We start from the raw sequence: 25,869 nt of genomic DNA on the forward strand, positions 1-25,869 counted from the left end.
GCTTGTGCTTTTAAACTTTGCCGGGAGGTGCCTGCAGACTGACGGTAAATTTATGACCAGCCTGATCCTCGTAGAGGACTTTATCCACCTGCTGGTCTCTGGGAATCTCAAACAGCAGGAGACCACCACCGCGGTAATGGGGCGGCAGGTCCATGGCTTTGAAGGCCCCTTTGCCGGTAATGGCAGTGCGGGCTTCCGAATACTGATAGCTCTTGCCGTCTTCGGTGATGATGGTAACGAATTCCGGCTTGATGTTCAGGTCCTGGTCGCTGTCATTGGTAATAGCGGTAAAAAGGCCAATTACCACTTTGCCTTCCTCAGCGGGCATCAGCTCAGGACTGAAATATTTGGGCTTCTGGCTCACTTCCAGGGTAAGGGGGCCCTGCACCAGTTTAATATGACCGGATTTTTCTTCCCTGTTGCTGGCATGAGGCGGCACCTGCGGCTGAGTGCTGGCACAGCCCCCGAGAAGCAGTGCAGCTGCCAGGAAGGAAAGGAGAAGGATTTTTTTCACAAACTTTCACCTGCCGTGTTAGATTTATACCATCACTAGTATTCCACGCCCGATTATTTTTTCCTGCTGGCGGGAAAAATATTGACAAAGGAGGGTGATTGCCATGAGCGACTGGCAGGTGGATTTACGGAATCTCCACGGTCAGAAAAAAGTGGAACGGGTCAAAGAAGTAGTCAGCCAGGTGGGGCCGGTGGACACCCTGAATATTGTCTTTGACCGGGTAGACCCGGTCTTCACCGATGAAGTGGTGGATATCCTGGAGGAAAACGGTTTCGCCTGGCAACCCAAAGGCAGTGAAGAGGGGTATTATATTCAGGCCAGAAGGCTGCACTAGCTTATTCTGGCAAAAGGGGACAGCTGGCAATACATATTCCGCAGCGTTTACCGGCGTTCACTACGAAAATGTAGTGGGCGCATTTTTCTTTATTGATGGTCCAGCCGGTGGTCGGATTATACTGGCCTTCCCAGCCCTGCAGGGCCCCGGCCGGGCACTGCCGGACACAGGCCTGGCACTGACTGCAAAGGTCGGGTCGGGCCGGGTTAGCCACCTGAAGCGGAGTATAAGGGGCAGAGGTAATCACCGCTGCCCAGCGCTGGGCCGGGCCATAGGCAGGGGTCAGAATCAGGTTGTTGAGGCCGAAAAAGCCCAGACCGGCCAGGACGGCAGCGTGTTTAAGGGAAAAATCCGCCTTCAGACGCCCATAATCGCCGATGGCTGCTTCTGAGCTGATGGGCAGGGCCTGGTGGCCCAGTTGCTGGAGTTGCCGGGCCAGCTGATAGGCAGCGTGAGTCAGATGCCAGTTGGCCATTTCGAATTCTACCATGTACTGGTTGCGGGTTTTCGGCAGATAGCGAATTGGTGTCGGATTCAGACTTCGAGCGATTACAATAACCTGCTGCGCGGTAGGCAACAGGTCCTGGGGTTTAAACCCCGGGGGAGCCTGGTCAAAGGCGGAGACAGGGGCAGTACCGTAAAGGTCCACGTCCAGGCGGGACAGGAGTTGCTCTAAGTCCATACTTATCACCTCTGCACAGGGTTTTTAATTAATTTTAAGCCAGCCCCTCTCGTATGGGCAATCTTCCTGCTCTCAAATGTGTTATAATGGGGCTGGGAGGAGAGAAAATGCGGCCTGAATTGCAACACAAACTGGAACATTTGCCGGAACAGCCTGGAGTCTATCTGATGAAAAATGCCGGGGGGCAGGTTATCTATGTTGGCAAGGCACGGGTTCTGAAAAACCGGGTGCGCTCTTATTTTCAATCCACTGCCAACCAGACGGAAAAGGTCAGGGCCATGGTGGAACAGATTGCTGACCTGGAATATATCATCACCGATACCGAAGTGGATGCCCTAATGCTGGAATGCAACCTGATCAAGAAATATCGCCCCCGTTATAATGTTCTGCTCAAGGATGATAAACACTACCCTTATATAAAGGTTACAGTTCAGGAGCAATATCCCCGGGTGCTTTATGTCCGCAAGGTCGAGCGCGACGGGGCCCGTTACTTTGGCCCCTATGTCCATGCCGGGGCGGTTAAGGAGACTTTGCATTTACTGAAAAAACTCTTTCCTCTGCGTTCCTGTCCGGGTAGCACCTTGACGGAACGCAGCCGCCCCTGTCTGCAATTTCACATTCGCCGCTGTTCAGCTCCCTGCAGCGGGGAGATCAGCCGGGAGCAATACCTGCGGACGGTGGAAGATGTATTGTTGTTTCTGGAAGGGAAATACGGCCACCTGATCAAACAATTGCAACAGGAGATGAACGAGGCGGCGGAAAAATGGGATTTCGAACGGGCTGCCCGTTTGCGGGACCAGATCAAGGCCCTGGAGATTCTGGGCGAAAAACAGAAGATGCTCACCCCTGGCGGCGGGGATCGGGATGTGCTGGCGGTAGCCCGGGGAATCTGGGAAACCTGCGGGGTGATTTTGCTGATCCGCCATGGTACTTTACTGGGGCGGGAGGTGTTTTTCCTGGGAGATACCCAGGGATATAGCCGGGAGGAAATCATGGCGGCCCTGGTCAAGCAATACTATAGCCAGGCCCAGTTTATTCCCGGGGAAGTGATTCTGGCCGAGGGGGTCCCGGAAGAGGAAAGAGAAGTGATTGAACAATGGCTGCAGGCCCGACGGGGGAAAAAGGTGGAACTGCTGGTGCCCCGGCGGGGGGAGAAAAAAGCCCTGACGGAAATGGCCCACAAAAATGCCGTTCAGGAACTGGAACTGAAGGAAGCGGCCATTCTGAAAGAGCGGGAAACCAGAGAACAGGGGTTGAAGGAACTGGCTCAGGCCCTGGGACTGGCAGCTCCACCCCGGCGCATCGAGTGCTATGATATTTCCAACACCCAGGGTAGCGAATCGGTAGGGTCGATGGTGGTTTTCCTCGATGGGAAACCTGCTCCTGAATGTTATCGCCGTTTCAAAATCAAGACAGTAATCGGTCCCGATGATTTTGCTTCCATGGCTGAGGTGCTGCGCCGGCGGCTGGAACGGGCCCGCAAAGGGGATGAAAAATTTGCTCAGCTCCCGGATTTGCTGATTGTCGATGGGGGCAAAGGTCAGCTCGCTGTTGCCCGGCGGGTAATGGAGGAGCTGGGATTTGGCCATATCCCTACCTTTGGCCTGGCTAAAGAAGAAGAATGGCTGTTTGCTCCCCACCAGTCTGAGCCCATCATCCTGCCACGGCAGTCCCAGGGGCTCTACCTCCTGCAGCGCATCCGGGATGAAGCCCATCGCTTTGCCCTGACTTACCACCGCAAATTGCGGACTCAGCGCAATTTGCGGAGTGTGCTGGAAGAAGTGCCGGGTATAGGCAGCAAGCGCAAACAGGCTTTATACAAACATTTCGGCTCTCTGGCCAAAATCCGGGCGGCAACGGTGGAGGAGCTGGCAGCTGTCCCTGGTATGAATCAGCAGGTGGCCCAGGCTTTGTGGGAATGGCTGCGGCGCTGGGAGGCCGAGAATTAACAATATAGGCAGGAAATCGCCGGCAAGTGCCGAATTTCTTAAGGATAAAACAGTTGAGCGGGAGGTGAAAAGATGACCGGTTTGTTAATTCGCTGGGGAATCAATGCTCTGTCCTTGATGCTCACCGCCTATTTGATTGAAGGGATTGAAGTGCGTGGTTTCGGTGCGGCTTTGATCGCAGTGCTGGTGCTGGGCATAGTCAATGCAGTGATCAGGCCGCTGGTGCTGTTATTGACTCTGCCCCTCAATATCCTGACTCTGGGGATTTTTACCCTGGTGGTCAATGGCATGATGCTCTATCTGGTAGGTTCAGTGGTGAAAGGATTTGATGTAGCCGGTTTCATTCCGGCTTTGCTGGGAGCGATTGTGTTATCATTTATCAGTTCCATTGCTAATGCTCTGGTGGAGTAGGAGGAATTATCTTGGTAAAATTAATAGCAATCGATCTGGATGATACCCTCTTGCGAACTGACTGTACTATTTCCCCCCGGGCCCAGGCGGCTATTAAGGCCGCCAGTGCCCGGGGGGTGGCGGTAACTCTGGCCACGGGCCGGATGTACCGTTCCGCCCGGCCCTATGCCCTGGAACTGGGACTGGATCTGCCCTTGATCACCTATCAAGGGGCTTTGATCAAATCCGGGCTGAGCGGGGAAGAGCTCTGGCACCGCCCCCTGCCGCCGGAAATGGCGGCGGAAATCATCACCCTGGCCCGGGAAGAAGGGATTCATGCCAATATCTATCTGGATGACCACCTCTATGTGGAAAAGGCGACAGCAGAGGCAGAAGCATACAGTCAACTGGCCCGGGTTCCCTACACGGTGGAAGAGGATTTGCGGGGCAGGATTCTGGCCAGCGGTCAGGGACCCAGCAAAATTCTGCTCATCGCTGAACCGGAACGGCTGGACCAGCTGGCGGCAGCCTTGCGCCCCCGCTGGCAGGGCAAAGTGCAGCTGGCCAAATCCAAGGATCATTATCTGGAGTTCACCCATCCGGAAGCCAGTAAGGGCCAGGCCCTAATTGCCCTTTGCCGCCATCTGGACCTGGAGTTAAAGGACGCCATGGCTATCGGGGACAGTTTCAATGACCTGGATATGATTGAGCTGGCAGGGATCGGGGTGGCCATGGGCAATGCCAAACCGGAAGTCAAGGCTATCGCCGATTATGTCACTCTGGCCAATGATGATGATGGAGTAGCAGAGGCAATTCACCGTTTTGTCTTGTGAAAAAAGACGGTTTTCGATAGAATGGAATGGAATACTGAAGCAGTGAGGGGGAAGTAAAAATGGCAAAGGTTACAGTCGAAATCACCAATGAAATGGGCTTACATGCCAGGCCGGCAGCCCTGTTTGTCCAGACTGCCAGCCGTTTCAAAAGTCAGATCAAGGTGAGCAAAGACAATCATGAAGTTGATGGCAAGAGCATTCTGGGTTTGATGACCCTGGCGGCCAAGAAGGGAAGCTATTTGACCATTGAAGCCCAGGGCGAGGATGAAGAGGCTGCGGTGGAGACTCTGGCCCAGCTGGTTGCAGGTGGATTTAATGGTTGAACTTAAAGTACGGGATCTGATCAAGGCCCTGGGCCTTGAGGTATTAAGCGGAGAAGAGGAGTTAGGGCGCAAGCTGAAGGTGGCGGACATCAATCGGCCGGGCCTGGTGCTGGCCGGCTTTTTGCAGCATTTTGACCATCAGCGCATTCAGGTACTGGGTACTACCGAGTTTGCCTACCTGGGCACCCTGCCAGCCGAAGAAGCCTGGCAGCGCTGGAATGTTTTGCTGAGTCTGTATTTTCCCTGCCTGATTATTACCAGGGGCATTGAAATCGAGCCAACCTGGCTGGAAGCGGCCCGGGAAAAGAGGATCCCCCTGTTGCGCACTCCGCAACCAACTACCAGTTTTATCAGTCGACTTACCGATTTTCTTGAAGAAAGACTGGCTCCCAGTGCCACCATCCACGGGGTGCTGGTGGATGTCCATGGCGTTGGGGTCCTGATTACCGGGGAAAGTGGCATTGGCAAGAGTGAGACAGCTCTGGAACTGGTGAAAAGGGGCCATCGCCTGGTTGCTGATGATGCGGTAGAAGTGATTAAAATCGGGGAACGCCTCTCGGGACGGGCGCCGGAGGTGGTCAGACATCTGCTGGAGATTCGCGGCCTGGGGATTCTGGATATCCGGACTCTCTTCGGGGCAGGGGCAGTGCGGATCGAGCAGACCATTCATATGGCTATCCGTCTGGAAGAGTGGCAGGAAGGTAAATATTATGACCGCCTGGGCCTGGATGAGGAAAAAGTTAAGCTGCTGGGCAATGAAATCCCCGGGATCACTATTCCCGTTCGTCCTGGACGCAATATTGCCAGCATCATTGAAGTGGCCGCCATGAATTTCCGGCTCAAGCTGCTGGGCCATAATGCGGCCCTGGAATTGACCCGGCGGCTGGCAGCCCTCTCCTTGCATGAGGGGGAATAATATGCGACGTTTTTCTGTGTTTCTGGTGTTTTTCCTGCTGTTAGGGCTGGCAAGCAGCAAGTCGGCAGCTGCTAATGCAGTCCCGCGGCAGGTGCTGTTTCAAATGGAAGATCCCCGGGGGGATGACCGGGGCCCGGGAACCTATGTCTATCCAAAGGGACCGGTATTTGATCCCCGGCATGGGCTCTATGACCTGACCACCTTTCGCGTGGAAGTGGATGATTCCAGTTATTATTTTTATTTTACCTTTGCCGAAAAGCTGTCCAACCCCTGGGGAGCGCCGGAAGGGTTTAGTCATCAGCGGATTGCTCTTTACATAGACAGCCAGCCCAATCAAGGCCGTTCTGAAACCTGGCGGGAAGGGGCCTATGTGGACTTTGACCCCCGCCATGGCTGGGAGTACTTTATCGATGTTACCGGCTGGCATAAAGGGGCGGTTTATTACTGGAACCAGCGCAAGACTGAACCAGGACGGCGCCAGGGCCTGCTGTTCCGGCGGGCAACAGATGGGAAAACGGTAGAGGCTGTCATCCCCAGGGAGGCCCTGGATGAGCATCCCGAGACCTGGTATTATTATGTCCTCATCGGCAGTCAGGATCCCATCGGTCCCGATGGCTGGCGGCCTGTACTGGCCAAAGCTACGGAATGGCAATTTGGTGGGGGTACCGATACCAATCTGGACCCCAATGTTCTGGATGTTCTGGCTCCGGCCGCGGGTGAAAACTCTCAGAGCAGTCAGCTGGGCTCTTACAGTGTGGAAAAACAGCGACTGGCAGTGGTTAAGCCTGTCCACCCGGAACAGCCGGTGAGCATAAAAAAATACACCTGGTATGATCGCCTGGTACTGGCAGTTAGAGAAAAAGGGAATGCTATTCTGAAAAAATATCCCTGGAACATTTATTTTCCGGTCTATGTTGCAGCTATCCTGGCGTTTTTGATACTGTTGCTGCTGATCGGGTTCAATCTGGCCAACTGGCGGCGGAGGCGGAAATAGGATGGATACGGTTCAGCGGCAGTACAGCAATACGGGGGCTTCTGAGAGAAGCTCTTTTTTATTTTCCTCTTGTCAAATCGTTTTGAAAGGGGTATAATAAAAACAAAGCTGGGCAAACGATTGCACATGCAAACGTTTGCTTAGGAGGTGGATATGTGGCGCCAACAATAAAAGATGTAGCTAAACTGGCAGGGGTGAATCCATCTACTGTTTCAAGAGTGCTGGCCAATAACCCCAAAATCAGTGAGGAAACCAGGCAGCGGGTTTTGCAGGCCATGAAAGAGCTGGGGTATCATCCCAACCTGGTAGCCCGCAATCTGGTGACACGCAGTACGGAAACTATTGGCCTGGTTATGCCCCGGGCTGCCGAAGAGGTATTCCTCAACCCATTCTTTCCGGAAGTAATCCGTGGCATCAGTTCGGTGGCCAGGCGGGAAGGCTATGACTTGCTGCTGGCTACCGGGGAAACGGAACAGGAGGAAAAGGAAGCGGTTCTGCGCATGGTCAGAGGGCGCAGAGTAGATGGCGTAATCTTGCTGGTATCCCGGGTTGATAACCAGCTGGGGGCGGAATTACAGGCCCGCAAGTTTCCTGCGGCTCTGGTGGGCAAGCCGTTGCATGACTGGGATATGTGCTGGGTTGATAATGATAATATCGAAGCTGCTTATCAGGCCACAGCATATTTGCTGGGATTAGGACACCGGCGGATCGGCTGTATTATCGGGTCGCTGGAGTTTGTAGTCAGCCTGGATCGTCTGGATGGGTATAAAAAGGCTCTGCAGGAGTTCGGGGTCGGTTTTGACCGCAGTCTGGTAGCCCATGGTGAGTATACCCAGGAAGGGGGAGAGCGGGCCATGCTGGAACTGCTGGACCGGCATCCTGATTTGACGGCTGTTGTTGTGGCGGATGACCTGATGGCTTTCGGTGCTATCCAGGCGGTTAGGGAACGGGGGATGAAAGTACCGCGGGATGTTTCAGTAGTGGGGTTTAATAATGTCCCTATGGCCCGGTTTACGGCTCCGCCTTTAACGAGTGTGGAGATTTTTACCTATGAGCTGGGAGTGCGGGTAACGGAACTCTTGATCGAGAAGATACGCAACCCGGCCCGGAAAGCTGGACATGATTTTATCAGGACCGAACTGGTGATTCGCAAATCCTGTGCTCCGGCAAAGGAGGCTAAAAACTGATGGCTCAAGTGATTTTGCGCAATGTTTACAAGCGCTATGGCGAAGTGGAGGTTGTTTCCAACTTTAATCTGGAAATCAAGGATCAGGAGTTTGTAGTTTTTGTGGGACCATCAGGCTGCGGCAAGTCTACTACCCTGCGTATGATCGCTGGACTGGAGGATATATCCGCAGGGGAGCTGTATATTGGCGACCGTCTGGTCAATGAACTGCCCCCTAAAGACCGCGATATTGCCATGGTTTTCCAGAATTATGCTCTGTATCCGCATATGAATGTTTATGATAACATGGCTTTTGGCCTGAAACTGCGCAAATTGCCGAAAGACGAGATTGACAGGCGGGTGCGAGAAGTGGCGAAAATCCTGCAAATCGAGCACTTGCTGGACAGAAAGCCGAAAGCTTTGTCAGGTGGTCAGCGCCAGCGGGTAGCTATGGGACGCGCTATTGTTCGCGAACCGGCTGTTTTCCTGATGGACGAGCCTCTTTCCAACCTGGATGCCAAGTTACGGGTACAGATGCGTGCGGAAATCACCCGTTTGCATCAACGACTGAAAACTACCACTATTTATGTTACCCATGACCAGACAGAAGCCATGACCATGGGTGACCGGATTGTGGTGATGAAAGATGGCGTCATTCAGCAGGTAGACACCCCCATGAACCTTTATCGCCAGCCGCGGAATAAATTTGTGGCTGGATTTATCGGTAGTCCCAGCATGAACTTCCTGAAGGTGGTAGTAAAAGAGGAGGAAGGAAACATTTGGCTGACTGCACCGGGACTGAAATTGAAGGTGCCTGAGGGTAAGCAGAACGGAATCAGAGCCTATCCTGGTAAAGAAGTGATTATGGGCATCAGGCCGGAACATATTCATGATGAACCGGTAGCACTGGAAACCTACCCTGACAGTCAACTGCAGGCACCTGTTGAAGTGGTGGAGCTGTTAGGGGCGGAAATATACCTGCATCTTAAGGTAGGCGAACAGGAGGTGACAGCCCGGGTGGCGGCACGCCAGCCTTACCGCATGGGGGATAAGGTAACTCTGGCGGTAGACATGAACCACCTGCACTTGTTTGATCCTGACACTGAACTGGCCATTTTATGAATGATTTGAAGGAGGACAGGGATATGAAGGGAATTGTGAAAAGCCTTAGTTTAGGACTGGCTACTGTATTGCTGGCATCCAGTTTTGTCACTGGCTGTGCCAAAAACGAAGAGCCCAGGACCGGGAATAAGCCGGGTGGAGAAAAAGTTACCATCAGTTTCTGGCATACTTTTAACCAGGAAGAAACCCAGACTATTAATGAAATCGTGAAGGAATTCGAGGCCCAAAACCCGGATATCAAGGTGGACATGCAAGCTGTTCCCTTTGCGGATGCGCAGAACAAATTTAAAGTGGCGGCCCAGGCAGGGAATGCTCCCGATGTTTTCCGGGCTGAAATAGCCTGGACACCTGAATTTGCCGCTCTCGGCTATCTTGCTCCTATTGATGATTTAATCAAGCCTGAAGATAAGGCAGATTACCTGGAAGCGCCTTTCAACTACAATGTATATAATGGCAAAATATGGGGTGTACCCCAGGTAACCGATGCCCTGGCGCTGCTCTACAATAAACGCATGTTGAAGGAAGCCGGGGTTGAACCGCCGAAAACAATGGACGAGCTGGTTAAAGTGGCTCAAAAACTGACCGACAAGCAGAAAGGGCGTTATGGCTTTTTCTATCGCGGAGATGCTTACTGGTATCAGCCCTTCATGTGGGCCTTTGGTGGTGGGCTGATCGATTCTAAGGACAAAACCATTCTGGTCAATACTCCCGGGGCAGTTAAAGGCTTGCAGTTTATGATTGATTTACGGGATAAATACGGGGTAGTTCCCAAAGAAATCGATTTTGCCAACGACTATGACAATATGCAGGTGGGCTTTAAAACCGGTAAATATGCTATGATTTTAAATGGTCCCTGGGCAACTTCCGATCTCCTCAGCGGTCCTGAATTCAAGGATCCTGATAACCTGGGCATTGCGCCCATCCCTGTCGGTCCAGAAGGTAAAACCGGTTCTCCTGTCGGTGGACATAACTATGTGATTTCTGCTAATACCAAAAACCGGGAAGCAGCGTATAAATTTATCGAATTTATCAACTCCAGGGAAGCTCAGGCTAAATTCGCTGTTAAAAATAATCTGTTGCCTACCAGGAAATCCGCTTATGAATTGCCGGAAGTCAAGAACAACCGGATTGTTTCTGATTTTAAAGCAGTGATTGAAAAAGCTACCAACCGGCCGGTAATTCCTGAAGGCGGTCAAATCTATACTGACTTTACTCCCAATTATCAGGCCGCATTGAAAGGACAAAAGACTCCACAACAGGCCCTGGATGATGTAGCAGCCGCCTGGAAGAAATTGCTGAACAAGTAGAGGCCAACTGCTGTTGGCCTCTCCCCTTCCTTGGCGAGAAGGAGGTTAAGTCAATGAATAAAAAGCTGAGCCAGAGCTGGCTGGCCTATCTGTTTCTGACCCCGGCTCTACTGGCCATGGCTGTACTGGTCTTTTATCCCTTGATTCTGGGTATATCCTATAGTTTCACTGATATGAATCAGTATAACATGGGCAACCAGTTTGTCGCCCCTTCATGGAAATGGGTGGGGCTGGCCAATTATCGCAAACTTCTGGGCAATTTGAACTCCGAGTTCTGGGATGTAGCTCTTAACACTCTTATCTGGACCTTTACCAATGTTTTTTTCCATTTTGTCATAGGTCTGTTTCTGGCTTTGCTGCTCAATCGCAAGCTCAAGGGCAGAGCTATTTACCGCATGTTAATGCTTATTCCCTGGGCGGTGCCCTCTTTTGTATCCGCCTTTTCCTGGAAATGGATGTTTAATGCCGAGTACGGTATAATAAACCTGATGCTGGGTAAATTGGGAATTGAACCGATCGCCTGGCTTTCCAACAAGTGGACAGCCATGTTTGCGGTAATTATCACCAATATCTGGCTGGGCGTCCCCTTTATGATGGTAACCCTGCTGGGGGGCTTACAGTCCATACCCAGAGAACTATATGAAGCGGCAGAGGTGGATGGCGCTTCCAAATGGCAGCAATTCCTGAATATCACTTTACCCCTGTTGAAACCGGTAGCATTTACTGCTACGCTGCTGGGGGTCATCTGGACCTTCAATATGTTTAATGTTATTTATTTAATAACCGGTGGCGGCCCCTACAAACAGACGGAGATTTTAGTTACCTATGCTTATCGGGAAGCATTTATGAACTGGAATTTCGGGATTTCGGCAACTTATGGTGTGATAATCCTGAGCTTTTTGCTGGCTTTCAGCTTTTTCTACAATCGCCTGCTCAAGAATGCGGGAGAGAAGGTGTACTGATGAAGAAAAAAACAGCAAAACGCTGGGTTGATTTGCTGGTACACATAATTCTGGCTCTGGCCTCCATAATTTCTGTCTTTCCGGTGGTATGGGTGCTTTCTACCTCCTTCAAACCGGAAAGCGAAGTTTTCAGCAATGTTATTCGCTTTATACCCGAACATCCCACTCTGGACAATTACCGGTACATTTTAACTTTCAAAAATCATATCTTTTTGACCTGGCTGGTCAACTCGGCGCTGATCGCTTTTCTTACCACCCTGGTCGGAGTGTTCCTGGCTGCAACTGCCGCCTATGCCTTCAGCCGCTTTGAATTTCTGGGTAAACAAACCGGGCTTTTTTCTTTCCTGGTTGCGCAAATGTTTCCCGGTTCCCTGTTGATTGTGCCATTATATAATATTATTAAATCCTATGGGCTCTTAAATAGCTATACCGGTCTGGTGCTGGCTTATTCTACCGTCAGCCTGCCCTTTTGTGTCTGGATGTTAAAAGGATTTTTTGATACAATTCCGGTGGAGCTGGAAGAAGCGGCTCGGGTAGACGGTCTGACTCCTTTCGGTACTTTCTGGCGGATTGTACTGCCCTTATCTCTGCCGGGCCTGGCAGTAACAGCCTTTTATTCCTTTGTAACAGCCTGGAATGAGTTTATGTATGCCCTGACTTTCATGAACAGGGAAGAACTCTACACTTTACCTGTTGGTTTAAGGACTTTTGTCAATGAATTCAATACTGACTGGCATTATATGTCGGCAGGAGCTATTCTGATTACCGTGCCAGTAGTGATCTTCTTTTTCTGGGCCCAAAAATACCTTATTTCCGGTCTGACTGCCGGTGGAACCAAAGGTTAAGGGAAGGAGTCGCAGTAATGGAAAGGAAACCCTATTTGATGAGTGCTGTAATCGGGAATTCCCGTTTGCTTGCTTCTCTGGGCAAGCGGGCGGAACTGGAGCGCCTGTTCTGGCCCCGTATCGATACACCCCAGAATATTGGCCGCAACTGGCTGGGGCTGGCTATCGATGGCCAGCCCCGGACTAGCTGGTTCCATGAAGACCAGTGGCAGAGCCACCAGTATTATCTGCCGGACAGTGCAGTCCTGGTCACCGTCTTGCAGGGGAGCGAGAATAGCATCAAGGCCGAAATTACTGATTTTGCTGTCCCAGGCCGGGATTTGCTGGTGCGCCATCTTCAGGTCACTAATACCGGTGCAGCAGATCAGCGCTTGCGCTTGCTGCTGTTTTCTCAGCTGCAAATCGGGGAATATGGGCGTTACCATACCACCATTTTCCGCCCGCAAGCGGAAGCGCTCTGGCAGTTCAAGCAAAATTACCATTTTCTCTGGGCAGCAGACCGGCCAGCTCAGCAATTCCAGTGCGGTGGCGCTATGATGAATGCCGACAATGGCCAGCTCTCACCTGTTATGCATGCCATGGCGGCCGATGGGGCGATGGCCTGGGATCTGGGGCTTTTGGCCCCCGGGCATAGTAATGCCATAACGATTTTCCTTTCCCTGGGGCCTTCCTATGAGCTGGCTTTAGCTCAGCTGGAAAAGGCACGGGAAGAAGGCTATGCAGCTTTGCTGGCTGCTACCCGCAGCTACTGGAAAGGATATTTGGCCCAGGCTAAACCGGTGCAGACAGGGGATGAGCGTCTGGATGCCCTCTATCGCCGTTCCCTGATAGTTTTTTCCCTGATGACTGATGCGGAACATGGTAGCATGATCGCTGCTCCTGAATTTGATGAGGATTTTACCCGCTGTGGCGGTTATGCCTATTGCTGGGGCCGGGATGCTGCCTTTATCACTTATGCCATCGACCGGGCCGGTTATAAGGAAGCTGCCGCCCGTTTTTACCGCTGGGCAGCAAAGGCCCAGAATGCAGATGGTTCCTGGGAGCAGCGCTATTACCTGGATGGAGCGATTGCACCAAACTGGGGTCTTCAGATCGATGAAACCGGCTCGGTACTTTGGGGCATGTGGCAGCATTATGCTCTTTACCGGGAACGGGCCTTTCTGGCAGAAATGTGGCCCTCATTCAAGAAAGGGGCGGAGTTCCTGATAAACTTCAGGGATGCAGAAACCGGTCTGCCGCAACCCAGTTTTGATCTCTGGGAAGAACGCTGTGGGGAACACACCTATTCGGCGGTAGCAGTCTGGGCTGGTTTAATGGCCGCTGCTGATGCTGCAACTACTCTGGGCTATCAGGAGGAAGCGGAACGCTGGAGACAGGCAGCAGAGGAACTGGGCCAGCGGATTCAGGAAAAGCTCTGGCATCCCGGCTATAACCGCTTTTTGCGGGGAGTCAAGCTCTGTGTCAACCGGGAAGAGTATCAATGGCGCACTGGCCAGGGAGAAAAGGGAGTTATCCTGCCAGGAGAGCGGGGACAGATGATTTACTGCCTGCAGGAAGATGCGGTGGTGGATGTCTCTTTACTGGGGTTGACAGTTCCCTTTGCCTTCCTGCCACCGGATGATCCCCGCGTGGAAGCCACGGCGCAAGCAGTGGAGCAATTCCTGACCTCACCCAGGGTGGGAGGAATCAAGCGTTACGAGAATGACCATTATATCGGGGGGAATCCCTGGATTCTCTGCACCCTCTGGCTGGCCCAGTATCATGGGGCCCGGGGCAATTACCAGCGGGCCAAAGAGCTGCTGTACTGGGCTGTTGACCACCAGACTGCTACCGGCTTGTTGCCGGAACAGGTGGATCGGGAAACTGGTCAGCCAGCCTGGGTAGTACCCCTGACCTGGTCCCATGCCATGCTGGTCTTAACGGTGCTGGATCTGCTGGAAAAAGGTCAGTTTTAGGGATATAATAAAGTCAGGCTGGGCTAAACTAAGCTCAGCCTACTTTTTACAGGTGGTGATATAATGCTCCATTTTCCCAAAAGCCAGCTGGCTGATTTAGACCAGGCTCTAAATAAGGAATGGCTGGTGACCAATGGTCTGGGCGGTTTTGCGGCTTCCACTATTACAGGCTGCAATACCAGGCGCTATCATGGATTATTAATCGCTTCCCTTAATCCCCCCACCCAGCGCCTGCTGCTGTTGAGCAAGCTGGAGGAAAAGGTGATCTGGCGGGGTAAGGAGTACCTGCTTGGGGTCAATGAGACGACGGGAGGTTTTTATCCCCAGGGGCAAAACTATTTGTTGCAGTTCAGCCGGGAACCATTGCCCCGTTTCCTCTATGCCATTGAGGACCTGTTGCTGGAGAAAATCGTCTTTATGATCCATGGTCAGAATACCACTGTTGTTCGCTATCGGGTCTGGAATGGGAGCGGGGAAAAGGTAGAAATACGGATAACCCCCTTAGTCAATTGCCGGGACTATCATGGGAATGTGCGGCGCTGTCCCTGGCCCTGGCAGCGGGAAGATGGGCCGGAACAGGTCAGGTTACAGGCCTGGCCGGAGGCTCCTGCCCTTTATCTGCGCGGACAAAACTGTCGCTGGCAAGCCGGTCCGGGCTACTGGTTCGAGAATATGGTCTACCGCATAGAGCAGGAACGGGGGCTGGAATCTGTTGAAGACCACTACATGCCAGGGGAGTTTATAGCTCAGCTGGACGGAGATGGAGAATTGGCCATTCTGGCTTCAGTCGAACCGATAGCTGAAATGCCTTCCGCCCGCCTGTTACAGGTTCGGGAAGAAAAGCGGCTTGCCGCCCTCCTGGAACAGGCAGGCTATCAGCATCCAATGCTTAATGCCCTTGTGCTGGCGGCAGACCAGTTTATTGTCCGCCGGGCCAGCACCGGCACGGCCACTGTGATTGCCGGCTATCCCTGGTTTACCGACTGGGGCAGGGATACTATGATCGCCCTGCCGGGCTTGACCCTGGTCACCAGGCGCTTTGAAGTAGCCAGGGAATTGTTGCAGACATTTGCCCGCTATTTGGAGGAAGGGCTGATCCCCAATCGTTTTCCTGATGGCGGGGAACGGCCGGATTATAATACGGTGGATGCGTCTCTCTGGTATTTCCAGGCAGTTTTTAAATATCTGGAATATACTGGTGACTATTCTTTTGTTTACAAGGAAATTTACCCCGTTTTACGGGAAATTCTGGCTTGGCATCAACGAGGAACCAGGTATAATATTAAAATGGATGAGGACGGCTTGTTGACTGCCGGCAGTCGTGGCACCCAGTTAACCTGGATGGATGCCAAAGTCGGGGACTGGGTGGTAACCCCCCGGGAGGGCAAAGCGGTGGAAATCAATGCTCTCTGGTATAATGCCCTCAAGATTGCGGCGGAGCTGGCTCGCAGGCAAGGAGAAAGCGCCAGGGAGCTGGAGGAATTGGCCAGGTTAGCTGCCAGCAGTTTTAATGCGAAATTCTGGTATGCCGAGGGCGGCTATTTGTATGATGTGATTGATCCCGCAGGCAACCCTGATCCAGCCTTGCGGCCCAATCAGATCCTGGCGGTAAGTTTACCCCATCAATTGCTGGATCCTATTCGCCAGAAACTGGTGGTGCGGGCGGTTTGGCGGGCCTTGTATACCCCTTACGGGCTGCGCAGCCTGGCGGCAGATCATCCCCGGTATCAGAGTACATACATCGGTGACCGCTGGAAAAGGGATGGAGCCTATCACCAGGGAACGGCCTGGAGCTGGTTGATTGGCCCTTTTTTGACAGCGCTGCGAAAAGTGCACAACTATGATGCCAGCAGCCGGGAAATAGCTGAAAAATTGCTGGAGCCCTTCCGGGGCCATCTATTCGAAGCAGGTGTTGGTACCATTTCCGAAATTTTTGATGGTGACCATCCCCACACTCCCCGGGGTTGTTTTGCCCAGGCCTGGGGAGTAGCGGAAGTGCTGCGGGCATGGGTGGAAGAGATCATGCAGAGATAGAAAGGGGAGATCCCGGCCATGCGTTGGTTGGTGGATTTACATTGCCATAGTGTTGCCAGTGGCCATGCTTACAGCACCGTGCAGGAAATGGCCAGGGCAGCTGCTGACAAGGGGTTGAAAATGTTTGCTTTGACCGATCATGGTCCAGCCATGCCGGGGGGGCCCCATCTTTATCATTTCGGTAACCTGCGGGTATTGCCGGAAACCATTTACGGGGTGAGAGTATTAAAAGGTGTGGAGGCTAACATTATCGGGCTGGATGGGACCCTGGACCTGCCAGACCAGTATCTGGCCAAACTGGAGATTGTGCTGGCCGGTTTTCATACCTACTGTTTTCCTGCTGACCAGGGAATTGTGACCAATACTGACGCCATGCTGAAAGCTATGGCCCACCCCCTGGTGGATGTGATTGTTCATCCGGGCAATCCCGAATTTCAGATCGACCCGGAAGTGATTGTCCAGGGGGCCAAACATTACGGGAAGGCGATTGAAATCAACAACAGCTCCCTGGGCGGCAGCCGCAAAGGCAGTGCTACCAATTGTGCCGCGATTGCCCGTCTGGCGGCGGAATACGGGGTGTTGATCAGTCTGGGCAGTGACAGCCACTATGCCGACTGGGTGGGTGAACTGACCGCTGCCTGGGATTTGTGCCAGCGGCAGGGAGTAAAAGAGGAGCAAATCCTCAATCGCTCTCCGGAAACGGTGCTGGCTTATCTGGAACAAAGGAGGAGAACGGGGACATGCAAGTAATCGCAGGAATTGATCTGGGCGGGACCAACATTAAAGGCGGATTGTTTACCACCGCGGGGGAGTTGCTGGGAAAAAAGGAAATCCCCACCCAGGCGGCAGCGGGGCCGAGGGCAGTGGTAGTGCGGATTGCTGACCTGGTGCGGGAATTGGTGACAGAGTTTGGCCAGGGGCATACTCTGGCCGGGGTAGGGGTAGGCGCTCCTGGCCTGCATGACTTCGCGCAGGGAGAATGCATTTTTTCCCCGAACTTGCCGGGCTGGCGGAATGTTCCCGTGACCACCTGGTTAACAGAGTTGCTGGGTGTACCGGTCAAATTGGACAATGATGCTAATCTGGCCACTCTGGGCGAGTTCTGGCAGGGAGCTGGCCAGGGGGCAAATAACCTGCTGATGCTGACCCTGGGTACCGGTGTAGGGGGTGGCCTTATCTTGAACGGTCAGCTCTTCCGGGGCCCGGATGGCACTGCTGGCGAGCTGGGCCATATGGTGATCTGGCTGGATGGCCCTGCCTGCAATTGTGGTAATCGCGGCTGTCTGGAGACTCTGGCTTCAGCCACGGCTCTGCTGCGGCTGGGCCGGGAGGCTGGCTTGCCGGTCAAGGAGGCCCGGGAAGTGATGCAACTGGCTACGGCAGCTGACCCCAGGGCAATAGAAGTAGTGGATCGATATATTTCTTACCTGGCAGTTGGAGTAGCCAGCCTGGTCAATATCTTTAACCCAGATCTGGTTCTAATCGGCGGGGGTGTAGTTAAGGCAGGGGAGCAGCTGCTTGCTCCCCTGCGGGAAAAAGTGGCCCGCCTGGCACTGGCTGTGCCGGCGCAGAGGGTGAAAATCAAAGCTGCGACCCTGGGCAATGATGCCGGCATTTATGGGGCGGCAGCATTGTTTGGGGATAAAAGATAATTTTTCCTTGACAAATACAGGAACTACCCGTATACTTTTACTTGTGATTTTTTGTTTGTAACAACTTTCTTTTCACAGAGACAGGAATAATCAGGTGGGGTGATAACGGTGTCCAAGGAGGAACTGCTGTCAGCGATCAGCCGACAGCAACGGCAACTGGCAGAGATACTGGCCCGAAATGGTCAGAACTTTTTAGCTGCTGATGTCTATGCCCTTTCCCGTGAATTGGACAAGCTGATCGTTCAGTATCTCAGGGAATATGGTTACTAATCCGGCTGGTAGGCCGGTTATTTTTTTGTTCCGGCGGATACACTGTTTGCCGGAGGTGATTTTGATGGCTAAGTGGGCGGACTGGCACACTCATACCCGGTACAGTGATGGTCGAGGTACGGTACGGGAAAATCTGGAGGCGGCCCGACAGCGGGGGCTGGCTTCCATTGCTATCACCGATCACGGACCGGCTAATATCGGGGTTGGGGTTGAAAACGGGCAAACCTACCTGGACATAAAAAAGGAAATTGCTGACCTGGCCCCTGCTTTTCCTGAACTGGAAATCAAGGTGGGAGCAGAAGCGGATATTATCAATCCGGCAGGAACAATCGACCTGCCGGAAGAAGTAATAAAAGAGCTGGATTTGCTGATTGTCGGGCTACATCCCTATGTCTGGCCTGCTGATACTGATGGAGCGGGCTGGGTCATCGCTAACCAGCTGGCCCGTCTTTCCCGGGGATACAAGGAAAAAATCCGGACCGACAACACCAAAACGGTCAAGGAAGCACTGCATCAATACCCGGTGGATATTCTCTCTCACCCTGATCTGGGCATGCCCCTGGATCGGCGGGAAATAGCCCTTTGCTGTGCTGAACAGGGAGTTGCTTATGAAATCAATACCGGACATCATTACCAGAAGGTGGAGGATATCAGGGAACTGGTGCTTACCGGGGTTGAATTTGTCGTAAACAGTGATGCCCATTTTCCCGCCACGGTAGGGAGGCTGACCGATGGAATTGAACTGTTGCAGAAAGCCGGAGTGCCGGAGGAAAGAATCCGCAATTGCTGGCAGGAATAAGCCGGATGGAAAGCGAAGTTAGTTAGCGGAAAGGGTGAAGGGAATGAAGGATATCAGTCTGATTATCATCACCGGCCTTTCCGGGGCCGGCAAAAGTACGGCGGTGAGGGCTTTTGAAGACATGGGCTTTTTCGTGGTGGACAATTTGCCTCCGGCCCTGGTCAGCAAATTTGTGGAATTGACCCGGCAGGTCAAAGGCCAGCCTTATCGCTATGCCCTGGTAATGGATATGCGGGGCGGCCGGTTTTTTGACCAGATGCAGGAAGCCCTGGATTATCTGCAACAACAGAAAGTAGATTACCGCATTCTGTTCCTGGAGGCGGCTGATGAGGTGCTGGTCCGCCGCTTTAAGGAAACCAGAAGGCGCCATCCTCTGGCTGGCGGGGGGACAGTGCTGGATGGCATCAGGCGGGAGCGGGCCAAGCTGGAAGAACTAAGGGGCCGGGCCCATCGCATTATCGATACCTCAAGTCTGAAGCCAGCTGAACTTAAAGAAGAAATTTTCCGGGCCTTCCAGCCGGAAGAGGAAGGGGCCCGGCTCAGCATTACAGTTATGTCTTTTGGCTACAAATACGGGATCCCGCTGGATGCGGATCTGGTAATAGATGTTCGTTTCCTGCCCAATCCCTTTTATATCAAGGAGCTCAGGCCTTTAACCGGCAATGACCCGGAGGTGCAGGAATACGTTGTCTCCCGGGAAGAAACTAAAAAGTTTCTGGACAAATTTCTGGATTTAATCACTTTCCTTATTCCCGAATATATTAAAGAAGGCAAAACCAGTTTAACTATTGCCATTGGTTGTACCGGGGGCCAGCACCGCTCTGTGACCCTGACCAATCGTCTGGCCGAATTGCTGGCTGACAGGGGGGATAAATCCTATCGGGTAGAGGTGCGCCACCGGGACATTCAACGGGAAAAAGGGAGGGAAATTTAGTGAGACGCCGGAGGCCTCGCCAGTGGAAATGGTTTTTGCCCGGCATGGGAGTAAAGCGCTGGTTCTTTCTGGCTCTAATTGGAGCCGGCTTCCTGGTTCTGGGCCTGACCTTTGTGCTTAACTGGGATATGCTGGTCTGGCTGGCCAATTTTTTTACCCGCTCCCGGCAGCTGCTGGGGGGTAAAGGGATAGCAGTGGTTGGAGCTGGTTTGCTGGTAACAGGGGCAGTATTGCTGGTTTACGGCCTGCTCAGTGCTATTACCTCTGTGGTGATGGCAGTTTTACCCTACCGCTCCTGGCGGCTGGTGGATAAAGTCTGGGAAAAACGCAACTTGCGCTTAGGGCCCAATATCGTGGTCATCGGGGGCGGCACCGGGCTATCGGTGCTTTTGCGCGGATTGAAGGAATATACCAGCAATTTGACTGCGGTTGTAACCATGGCCGATGATGGGGGCAGCTCCGGGCGGCTAAGGGAACATTATGGTATGCTGCCTCCAGGGGATGTGCGCAACTGCCTGGCGGCTCTGGCTGAACCAGGCAGCCGGTTAGGAGAGCTGCTGCAGTATCGTTTTAATGAAGAAGCCGGTTTAAAAGGCCACACCATGGGTAACCTGATGTTAACGGCTATGACTCAGCTCAGTGGCAGTTTTGTCAGGGCCATCAATGAGCTGGGCTTATTGCTGGCCGTGCGGGGCAGGGTGTTACCTTCTACCACCCAGCAGGTTACTCTGGTAGCGGAAATGAGTGATGGCCGGATTGTACGGGGGGAATCCCTCATCCCCGGGGCCAAAGGGCGGATACGTCGGGTCTGGCTGGAGCCGGAAGAAGTGGAGGCTTACGGGGAGGTAATCAAGGCCATTCAGGAAGCGGATATCATCGTTTTAGGGCCGGGGAGCCTGTATACTTCCGTGTTGCCCAATCTTTTGATTAAGCCCATTGCTGAGGCGCTGGCCCAGGCCCGTTGTCCCAAGGTTTATGTATGCAATATCATGACTCAGCCTGGAGAGACTGATGATTATACCGTCAGTGACCATGTTGCCGCTATCCAAAAACATGCGGGTGATATTGTGGATGTAGTGATTGCCAACAAGACGCGGATCCCGGCGGATTTGCTGCGCAAATATGCGGCTCAGGGTCAGTACCCGGTCCGTTATGATGGGGACAGGGTTAAGAAGCTGAATGTGGTGGCCCTGGTGGAACCGGTGGCCGATTTATCCGAGGTGGTGCGTCACAATGCCGGACGGCTGGCCCGGATTATCCTGCGTTTGACCAAACAATGGACTTATCCTTATTAATCTAACGTATAGATCCCTCCCGGACGGGCAAACTAAACTTGAGTTTGTGCCGAGGGAGGTGAAATTGATGTCAAAGCGCAAAGAGATAGCTTGGTTAACTGCTGTCCTGGCCGCAACCCTGATCTGGTCCGGAGGATGTCCGGCCCGGAAACCGGCACCGCCAACGGCGCCAGCACCTACCCCGCCAGGGACTATTACTACTCCGGCGCCTACTCCCACACCGCCGCGGACAGAAGGGCCCCGTACCCAGGCGCAGGCCTGGGATGCAGCCGATGATATTGCTGATGCCGTTTCCCGGATCGACGGAGTGAACAAGGCTTCAGTAGTGGTGGTAGGCAATGTGGCCCTGATCGGTCTGGACTTGAAGGCCGGGATTGAAGGAACCAAAGTGGAAGCTATTCGCGAAAAAGCAGCGACTACTGCCAAACGGGACCCGCGGATAGTCAATGCCGTAGTGGAAACTGATCCAGATGCAGTAGGCAGGATCAAAAAAATTGCTGCCGGTGTGCGGCAGGGCCGGCCTATCAGCGAGTTTTTTGATCAAATCAGTGAATTTTTCAAACGGTTAAAACCCACTACCTAAAGGTCAGCGGCGGAATTTCCCGCCGCTTTTGCTTTTCCTGCTCTCCTGGCTGTGTTAAAATGGACTGGGGGTGGGAAAATGTCTTTTTCACTGCAAACTAAAGAAGAACTGGCCCGGCTGTTACCACCTCATGAAGGTTGCCTGAAGGCGGAGCTGGCCGCTTTAATCAAAATGGATGGTTCCCTGCAGCTCAGTGCCGGGACGGGCTGGGCCTTGTCTATACATACTGAAAGCGCCGCTATTGCCCGCAAGGTTTTTTCCTTGCTCAAGAAATTATTTGGTGTACAGGCGGATATTCTGGTCAGCAAACAGAATAGATTGAAAAAACATAACACATATATAGTAAAAGTGGCAGATAGTGATGAGGTAAAAAAAATCCTGCTCTTTGCCGGGGTACTTGATGAAAGGGGAGAGCTCTGGGATGGAATTGCTGACCCATTGCTGGCCCGGGATTGCTGTAAACGCTCTTATTTACGGGGAGCCTTTCTGGGGGGCGGTTCTGTCAATGACCCGGAACGGGACTATCACCTGGAAATTATCGTTGACAACCAGGAAGACGGGGAAGCTATCGTCAATCTCTTGCGCGATCTGGGGCTAAAAGGCAAGCTGACTGCCCGCAAAAACAATTTTGTAGTCTACCTCAAGGAGGCAGAACAGATTGCCGATTTTCTCAGCCTGATTGGAGCCAATCGGGCCCGGCTGGAACTGGAAAATGCCCGGGTCGTGAAGGAAATGCGCAATAATGTTAACCGGCTGGTCAATTGTGAAACTGCCAATCTATCCAAAACGGTGAATGCTGCAGTCCGGCAGCTGGAAAATATTCGCCTGCTGGCGGAGAGGGTGGGTTTGTCCAATTTGCCGGAGGGTTTACGGCAGGTGGCAGAAGCACGGCTTAATTATCCCGATATCAGTTTGAAGGAACTGGGGGAACTGCTGGAACCGCCTTTGAGCAAATCCGGGGTGAACCATCGCCTGCGCAAGCTGGAGCAGCTGGCCAGTCGCCTGTTACAGGGGGAGAAAGGGGAATGAAAAAAGAGGAACTGGATGCTTTTTTGCGGTACAAAACAGCGATGGCTGTAGAGGCCAGCCGCCGTTTCTATAAACTGCGGGAAGGGCGGCAGGAGAAAGAGAAGAGCTGGACCCTGACTTTTCTTGGTACCGGCGGTAACCCGGAAGCGGTAATCAGCCAGCAACCGCGGACTGCTGGATTTTTTCTGCAGCTGGGGGATTTCTATTTCATGGTGGATCCAGGACCGGGGGCGTTATATGCTGCCCTGGAACTGGGGATTGATCTGGGTCAGCTGGATGCAGTCTATATCTCCCATGGCCATGTGGACCATTATGCCGGGGCGGAAAGCATTATCGAGGGCATGTGCTGGGCCATGTCCAGCCGCCGGGGAAAACTCTTGCTGCCCCGGGATATGGTGGAGGAAAATGCCCATATCAGCACCTTTCACCGGGGGGAGGCGGCCCATAGCGGCTATCTGGGCGGCCCGGAAGTGGTGTTTTTGCAGGCCTATCAGCCCATTGCCCTGGGAGAGCTGACTCTGATTCCTGTACCGGCATATCATGGTCCGGAAAACTATGGGTTTATTCTGAAAGCCCCGGGGTTAATCCTGGGCTACACCAGTGATACCAATTTTCTCCGCAGTTATCGCACTTTCAGTGGAATCAAGGAGGTTATCCCCTGGGGGCCGGTGCTGGATTTCCAGGAAGCGATCAGCTGGCGGGAGGAACTGGTAGAGGCCTACCGGAAAGTGGATCTCCTCATTGCCAATGTTACGGCCCATAATAGCTGGTTTCACCGGCATATTACCACCCTGGGCCTGCCTTATCTGTTGCGAGAAAGCAATATAAAACAGTGCTACATTACCCATTTTAATCACTGCTGTGTCTGGCCGGAAGATTTACGACCGGCCATGGCGGCCTACGTGGAAGCGGTCAGTGGGGTGCCGACCAGTGCCGCTTATGATGGCTTGCAGGTTGATTTACAGCGATGGCTCAAGCGGGAGGGAGAAGATGAAGCGCAGAGTTGAGAGCTACCGGGTAGAGGGACCGAATAGTATGCAACACTGGACCCGAATTATTTCACCCTGGCGGGTGATGTTCAATTTTGCTATAATACAGCTGGGACGCTATTGTCCTTCTTTGCGCCTGAAAGCCTGGCTCTACCGCCATTTGCTGGGAATGCAGCTGGGGAAGAATGTTTCTCTGGGTCTGATGATGATGCCGGATATCTTTTTCCCTAACCGCATCAGCATTGGGGATAATACAGTGATCGGATATAACTGTACCATCCTGACCCATGAATATTTGGTGGAAGAATACCGGCTGGGAGAAGTAAAAATTGGCAAAAATGTCATGATTGGGGCCAACACCACTATTCTGCCGGGGGTGACTATCGGTGATGGGGCCAAAATCTCAGCCATGTCACTGGTAACCGGGGATGTGGAAGCAGGAGCGGTAGTTGGAGGTATACCTGCCAGGCCCTTGCGAATAAATTAGCAGTAAAAAGAGGATTTCCCCGGTAGAGAAGAGAAGTTATTAGTATTAGCCTGGGAAGGGAAGTAGGGAGCTATGTCAATCCGCATAGGTTATGGACTGAACCTGGAACAGAGCCAGAAATTGATAATGACTCCCGAATTGCGCCAGGCCATCACTGTCTTGCAGTTATCGGCCCTGGAACTGTCTGAGTACGTGCAACAGGAGCTACAGGAAAATCCTGTTCTGGAAATCAAGGAAGACAAGGAAGAGCTGCCGGAAACGGAAGTGGAAGCTAACGGGGGGAAGGATGATGGCCTGGATGTTGACTGGCAGGAGTATTTTGCTGACAAATCCGATCTGGGCATAGTCAGGCAGGGAGCCGAGGAAGAAAAGGAACAGGTACAGTGGGAAAATTTCCTCACTCAGGGACCGACTCTGGTGGAACACCTGCTGTTCCAGCTTAATGTCAGCCCTTTGGACCCCGGGGAGAAGGAAATCGGCGAGTTTATTATCGGTAACCTGGATGATAATGGCTATTTGACCTGCAGTACGGAGGAAATTGCCCGTAGCTTGCAGGTTCCGGTCGAAAAGGTAGAGAAAGTTTTGCGTACCATCCAGACTTTCGATCCGGCCGGAGTAGCTGCCCGCAATTTACAGGAATGTTTACTTCTGCAGGTAGAAGCTCTGGGCTGGAATGAACCCCTCTTGCCGGCTTTGATCCAGCATCATTTGACAGCTCTGGGGGAGGGGAAAGGGCCGAAAGTAGCCCGGGCCCTGGGGGTGCCGGTGGAGGAAATTCAGCGCCTCTATGACTTGATCAAACAACTGGATCCCAAACCGGGGCGGCGCTTTGGGGGCAACCAGGATGTGCGCTATGTAGTGCCAGATATTGTGGTGGAAAAAATCGATGGGGAATATATCGTGCTGGTTAATGATTATGGTGTGCCGCAACTGACCATCAATTCCACCTATCGCTCCATTCTTTTGCAGGAAAAAGATTCGGAAGCCAGAAAATATGTAGAGGCCAAACTCAATGCGGCCAGCTGGCTGATTCGAGCCATTGAACAGCGGCGTCTGACCCTGTACCGGGTGGCCAACTGTCTGGTGCAATTGCAAAAAGACTTTTTTGATTTCGGTTTGCGTTATTTAAAACCGCTGAACCTGAAACAGGTAGCCGAGCTGCTGGACTTACATGAATCTACCATCAGCCGGGCTACCGCCAACAAATATATCCAGACCCCCCATGGCGTATTTGAGGTAAAATATTTCTTCGCCAGCGGGCTGGAAAGCGGGGGCGGGCAGGAAGTTTCCTCCCGCAGTGTCAAATTGCTGCTGAAAGAATTGATCAGCAATGAGGATCCGAAACAGCCCCTGTCTGATCAAAAACTGGCGGAACTCTTAGGCCAGAAGGGAATCCAGATTTCCCGGCGCACCGTGGCCAAATACCGGGATGAGCTGGGCATACCGGCAGCAGCAAGGCGCAAACGCTACTAGAATTGCATAGAATATTACAACTTGGTGCATCCT

At 52.8% G+C, this 25,869-nt stretch carries 27 protein-coding genes; 25 read left to right on the plus strand and 2 right to left on the minus strand.

Annotation, left to right across the window (positions count from 1 at the left end; translation table 11 throughout):
- Positions 1 to 10: 10 nt before the first annotated feature.
- Positions 11 to 514: a DUF4352 domain-containing protein gene (locus CTH_RS02590; protein ID WP_078666019.1), complete on the minus strand. Its 504-nt coding sequence runs from the start codon at positions 512 to 514 to the stop codon at positions 11 to 13.
- A gap of 103 nt (positions 515 to 617) precedes the next feature.
- Here CTH_RS02590 and CTH_RS02595 point away from each other — a divergent pair, with 103 nt between their 5' ends.
- On the plus strand, positions 618 to 848 hold the full coding sequence (locus tag CTH_RS02595) for a hypothetical protein (protein WP_078666018.1): 231 nt from the start codon (positions 618 to 620) through the stop codon (positions 846 to 848).
- Between the two features lies 1 nt (position 849).
- Here CTH_RS02595 and CTH_RS02600 read toward each other — a convergent pair whose 3' ends face one another.
- Complete coding sequence (locus CTH_RS02600; RefSeq protein WP_078666017.1) at positions 850 to 1,530, minus strand: 4Fe-4S dicluster domain-containing protein; 681 nt, start codon at positions 1,528 to 1,530, stop codon at positions 850 to 852.
- 107 nt (positions 1,531 to 1,637) lie between these two features.
- On the opposite strand from CTH_RS02600, the gene uvrC reads away from it, so the two are divergent.
- From uvrC to rpoN, 24 genes are all read left to right on the plus strand, one after another.
- Positions 1,638 to 3,479 carry an excinuclease ABC subunit UvrC gene (uvrC, locus tag CTH_RS02605; RefSeq protein WP_078666016.1) on the plus strand — a complete coding sequence of 614 codons (1,842 nt, stop codon included), beginning with the start codon at positions 1,638 to 1,640 and terminating at the stop codon, positions 3,477 to 3,479.
- A 72-nt stretch (positions 3,480 to 3,551) separates the two neighbouring features.
- Complete coding sequence (locus CTH_RS02610; RefSeq protein WP_078666015.1) at positions 3,552 to 3,890, plus strand: phage holin family protein; 339 nt, start codon at positions 3,552 to 3,554, stop codon at positions 3,888 to 3,890.
- A gap of 11 nt (positions 3,891 to 3,901) precedes the next feature.
- The gene (locus CTH_RS02615; RefSeq protein ID WP_307189629.1) at positions 3,902 to 4,702 is read left to right on the plus strand and encodes a Cof-type HAD-IIB family hydrolase; all 801 of its coding nucleotides are present in this window, start codon (positions 3,902 to 3,904) and stop codon (positions 4,700 to 4,702) included.
- Between the two features lie 59 nt (positions 4,703 to 4,761).
- A complete protein-coding gene (locus CTH_RS02620; protein ID WP_078666013.1) occupies positions 4,762 to 5,025 on the plus strand; it encodes an HPr family phosphocarrier protein in 264 nt (87 codons plus the stop codon).
- Positions 5,018 to 5,941 (plus strand): HPr(Ser) kinase/phosphatase, encoded by a 924-nt coding sequence (hprK, locus tag CTH_RS02625; RefSeq protein WP_078666012.1) that lies wholly within the window; start codon positions 5,018 to 5,020, stop codon positions 5,939 to 5,941. Before CTH_RS02620 ends, hprK begins: the two co-directional genes overlap by 8 nt.
- Before the next feature lies 1 nt (position 5,942).
- The gene (locus CTH_RS02630; protein WP_159071798.1) at positions 5,943 to 6,935 is read left to right on the plus strand and encodes a glucodextranase DOMON-like domain-containing protein; all 993 of its coding nucleotides are present in this window, start codon (positions 5,943 to 5,945) and stop codon (positions 6,933 to 6,935) included.
- 155 nt (positions 6,936 to 7,090) lie between these two features.
- Positions 7,091 to 8,122 (plus strand): LacI family DNA-binding transcriptional regulator, encoded by a 1,032-nt coding sequence (locus tag CTH_RS02635; protein WP_078666010.1) that lies wholly within the window; start codon positions 7,091 to 7,093, stop codon positions 8,120 to 8,122.
- Positions 8,122 to 9,222, plus strand: coding sequence for an ABC transporter ATP-binding protein (locus CTH_RS02640; RefSeq protein WP_078666009.1), 1,101 nt, complete (start codon positions 8,122 to 8,124; stop codon positions 9,220 to 9,222). The genes CTH_RS02635 and CTH_RS02640 overlap by 1 nt, the downstream gene beginning before the upstream one ends.
- Positions 9,223 to 9,245: 23 nt before the next feature.
- Entirely contained in the window at positions 9,246 to 10,529 is a 1,284-nt protein-coding gene (locus CTH_RS02645; RefSeq protein ID WP_159071799.1) for an extracellular solute-binding protein, read from the plus strand.
- 53 nt (positions 10,530 to 10,582) lie between these two features.
- A complete protein-coding gene (locus CTH_RS02650; protein WP_078666007.1) occupies positions 10,583 to 11,491 on the plus strand; it encodes a carbohydrate ABC transporter permease in 909 nt (302 codons plus the stop codon).
- On the plus strand, positions 11,491 to 12,336 hold the full coding sequence (locus tag CTH_RS02655; protein ID WP_078666006.1) for a sugar ABC transporter permease: 846 nt from the start codon (positions 11,491 to 11,493) through the stop codon (positions 12,334 to 12,336). The genes CTH_RS02650 and CTH_RS02655 overlap by 1 nt, the downstream gene beginning before the upstream one ends.
- Before the next feature lie 17 nt (positions 12,337 to 12,353).
- Positions 12,354 to 14,291 carry a glycoside hydrolase family 15 protein gene (locus tag CTH_RS02660; protein WP_079906769.1) on the plus strand — a complete coding sequence of 646 codons (1,938 nt, stop codon included), beginning with the start codon at positions 12,354 to 12,356 and terminating at the stop codon, positions 14,289 to 14,291.
- A gap of 63 nt (positions 14,292 to 14,354) precedes the next feature.
- Positions 14,355 to 16,325, plus strand: a complete 1,971-nt coding sequence (locus CTH_RS02665) for an amylo-alpha-1,6-glucosidase (RefSeq protein ID WP_078666004.1) — start codon at positions 14,355 to 14,357, stop codon at positions 16,323 to 16,325.
- Between the two features lie 18 nt (positions 16,326 to 16,343).
- Positions 16,344 to 17,075 carry a phosphatase gene (locus tag CTH_RS02670; protein WP_078666003.1) on the plus strand — a complete coding sequence of 244 codons (732 nt, stop codon included), beginning with the start codon at positions 16,344 to 16,346 and terminating at the stop codon, positions 17,073 to 17,075.
- Positions 17,066 to 17,977: an ROK family protein gene (locus tag CTH_RS02675; protein ID WP_078666002.1), complete on the plus strand. Its 912-nt coding sequence runs from the start codon at positions 17,066 to 17,068 to the stop codon at positions 17,975 to 17,977. Before CTH_RS02670 ends, CTH_RS02675 begins: the two co-directional genes overlap by 10 nt.
- 108 nt (positions 17,978 to 18,085) lie before the next feature.
- Positions 18,086 to 18,247 carry an aspartyl-phosphate phosphatase Spo0E family protein gene (locus CTH_RS02680; RefSeq protein ID WP_159071800.1) on the plus strand — a complete coding sequence of 54 codons (162 nt, stop codon included), beginning with the start codon at positions 18,086 to 18,088 and terminating at the stop codon, positions 18,245 to 18,247.
- A gap of 64 nt (positions 18,248 to 18,311) precedes the next feature.
- Entirely contained in the window at positions 18,312 to 19,046 is a 735-nt protein-coding gene (locus CTH_RS02685; RefSeq protein WP_078666000.1) for a PHP domain-containing protein, read from the plus strand.
- Positions 19,047 to 19,089: 43 nt separating this feature from the next.
- The gene (gene rapZ, locus CTH_RS02690; protein ID WP_078665999.1) at positions 19,090 to 19,980 is read left to right on the plus strand and encodes an RNase adapter RapZ; all 891 of its coding nucleotides are present in this window, start codon (positions 19,090 to 19,092) and stop codon (positions 19,978 to 19,980) included.
- Positions 19,980 to 21,275: a gluconeogenesis factor YvcK family protein gene (locus CTH_RS02695; protein ID WP_078665998.1), complete on the plus strand. Its 1,296-nt coding sequence runs from the start codon at positions 19,980 to 19,982 to the stop codon at positions 21,273 to 21,275. The genes rapZ and CTH_RS02695 overlap by 1 nt, the downstream gene beginning before the upstream one ends.
- Positions 21,276 to 21,342: 67 nt before the next feature.
- Entirely contained in the window at positions 21,343 to 21,858 is a 516-nt protein-coding gene (locus tag CTH_RS02700; protein ID WP_078665997.1) for a YhcN/YlaJ family sporulation lipoprotein, read from the plus strand.
- Between the two features lie 78 nt (positions 21,859 to 21,936).
- Positions 21,937 to 22,887, plus strand: coding sequence for a DNA-binding protein WhiA (whiA, locus tag CTH_RS02705; protein WP_078665996.1), 951 nt, complete (start codon positions 21,937 to 21,939; stop codon positions 22,885 to 22,887).
- Entirely contained in the window at positions 22,884 to 23,894 is a 1,011-nt protein-coding gene (locus tag CTH_RS02710; protein WP_078665995.1) for an MBL fold metallo-hydrolase, read from the plus strand. Before whiA ends, CTH_RS02710 begins: the two co-directional genes overlap by 4 nt.
- Positions 23,878 to 24,363 carry an acyltransferase gene (locus CTH_RS02715; protein ID WP_078665994.1) on the plus strand — a complete coding sequence of 162 codons (486 nt, stop codon included), beginning with the start codon at positions 23,878 to 23,880 and terminating at the stop codon, positions 24,361 to 24,363. Before CTH_RS02710 ends, CTH_RS02715 begins: the two co-directional genes overlap by 17 nt.
- Before the next feature lie 72 nt (positions 24,364 to 24,435).
- Complete coding sequence (gene rpoN, locus CTH_RS02720; protein WP_307167976.1) at positions 24,436 to 25,836, plus strand: RNA polymerase factor sigma-54; 1,401 nt, start codon at positions 24,436 to 24,438, stop codon at positions 25,834 to 25,836.
- Positions 25,837 to 25,869 lie beyond the last annotated feature (33 nt).

The sequence above is a fragment of the Carboxydocella thermautotrophica genome (assembly GCA_003054495.1).
In the GTDB taxonomy this organism is placed as follows: domain Bacteria; phylum Bacillota.

Bases quoted from the DNA above. Each gene is read 5' to 3' on its own strand.
- CTH_RS02595 (WP_078666018.1), top strand. From the start codon at position 618: ATGAGCGACTGGCAGGTGGATTTACGGAATCTCCACGGTCAGAAAAAA.
- CTH_RS02600 (WP_078666017.1), bottom strand. From the start codon at position 1,530: ATGGACTTAGAGCAACTCCTGTCCCGCCTGGACGTGGACCTTTACGGT.
- uvrC (WP_078666016.1), top strand. From the start codon at position 1,638: ATGCGGCCTGAATTGCAACACAAACTGGAACATTTGCCGGAACAGCCT.
- CTH_RS02610 (WP_078666015.1), top strand. From the start codon at position 3,552: ATGACCGGTTTGTTAATTCGCTGGGGAATCAATGCTCTGTCCTTGATG.
- CTH_RS02620 (WP_078666013.1), top strand. From the start codon at position 4,762: ATGGCAAAGGTTACAGTCGAAATCACCAATGAAATGGGCTTACATGCC.
- hprK (WP_078666012.1), top strand. From the start codon at position 5,018: ATGGTTGAACTTAAAGTACGGGATCTGATCAAGGCCCTGGGCCTTGAG.
- CTH_RS02630 (WP_159071798.1), top strand. From the start codon at position 5,943: ATGCGACGTTTTTCTGTGTTTCTGGTGTTTTTCCTGCTGTTAGGGCTG.
- CTH_RS02640 (WP_078666009.1), top strand. From the start codon at position 8,122: ATGGCTCAAGTGATTTTGCGCAATGTTTACAAGCGCTATGGCGAAGTG.
- CTH_RS02645 (WP_159071799.1), top strand. From the start codon at position 9,246: ATGAAGGGAATTGTGAAAAGCCTTAGTTTAGGACTGGCTACTGTATTG.
- CTH_RS02650 (WP_078666007.1), top strand. From the start codon at position 10,583: ATGAATAAAAAGCTGAGCCAGAGCTGGCTGGCCTATCTGTTTCTGACC.
- CTH_RS02655 (WP_078666006.1), top strand. From the start codon at position 11,491: ATGAAGAAAAAAACAGCAAAACGCTGGGTTGATTTGCTGGTACACATA.
- CTH_RS02660 (WP_079906769.1), top strand. From the start codon at position 12,354: ATGGAAAGGAAACCCTATTTGATGAGTGCTGTAATCGGGAATTCCCGT.
- CTH_RS02665 (WP_078666004.1), top strand. From the start codon at position 14,355: ATGCTCCATTTTCCCAAAAGCCAGCTGGCTGATTTAGACCAGGCTCTA.
- CTH_RS02670 (WP_078666003.1), top strand. From the start codon at position 16,344: ATGCGTTGGTTGGTGGATTTACATTGCCATAGTGTTGCCAGTGGCCAT.
- CTH_RS02675 (WP_078666002.1), top strand. From the start codon at position 17,066: ATGCAAGTAATCGCAGGAATTGATCTGGGCGGGACCAACATTAAAGGC.
- CTH_RS02685 (WP_078666000.1), top strand. From the start codon at position 18,312: ATGGCTAAGTGGGCGGACTGGCACACTCATACCCGGTACAGTGATGGT.
- rapZ (WP_078665999.1), top strand. From the start codon at position 19,090: ATGAAGGATATCAGTCTGATTATCATCACCGGCCTTTCCGGGGCCGGC.
- CTH_RS02700 (WP_078665997.1), top strand. From the start codon at position 21,343: ATGTCAAAGCGCAAAGAGATAGCTTGGTTAACTGCTGTCCTGGCCGCA.
- whiA (WP_078665996.1), top strand. From the start codon at position 21,937: ATGTCTTTTTCACTGCAAACTAAAGAAGAACTGGCCCGGCTGTTACCA.
- CTH_RS02710 (WP_078665995.1), top strand. From the start codon at position 22,884: ATGAAAAAAGAGGAACTGGATGCTTTTTTGCGGTACAAAACAGCGATG.
- CTH_RS02715 (WP_078665994.1), top strand. From the start codon at position 23,878: ATGAAGCGCAGAGTTGAGAGCTACCGGGTAGAGGGACCGAATAGTATG.
- rpoN (WP_307167976.1), top strand. From the start codon at position 24,436: ATGTCAATCCGCATAGGTTATGGACTGAACCTGGAACAGAGCCAGAAA.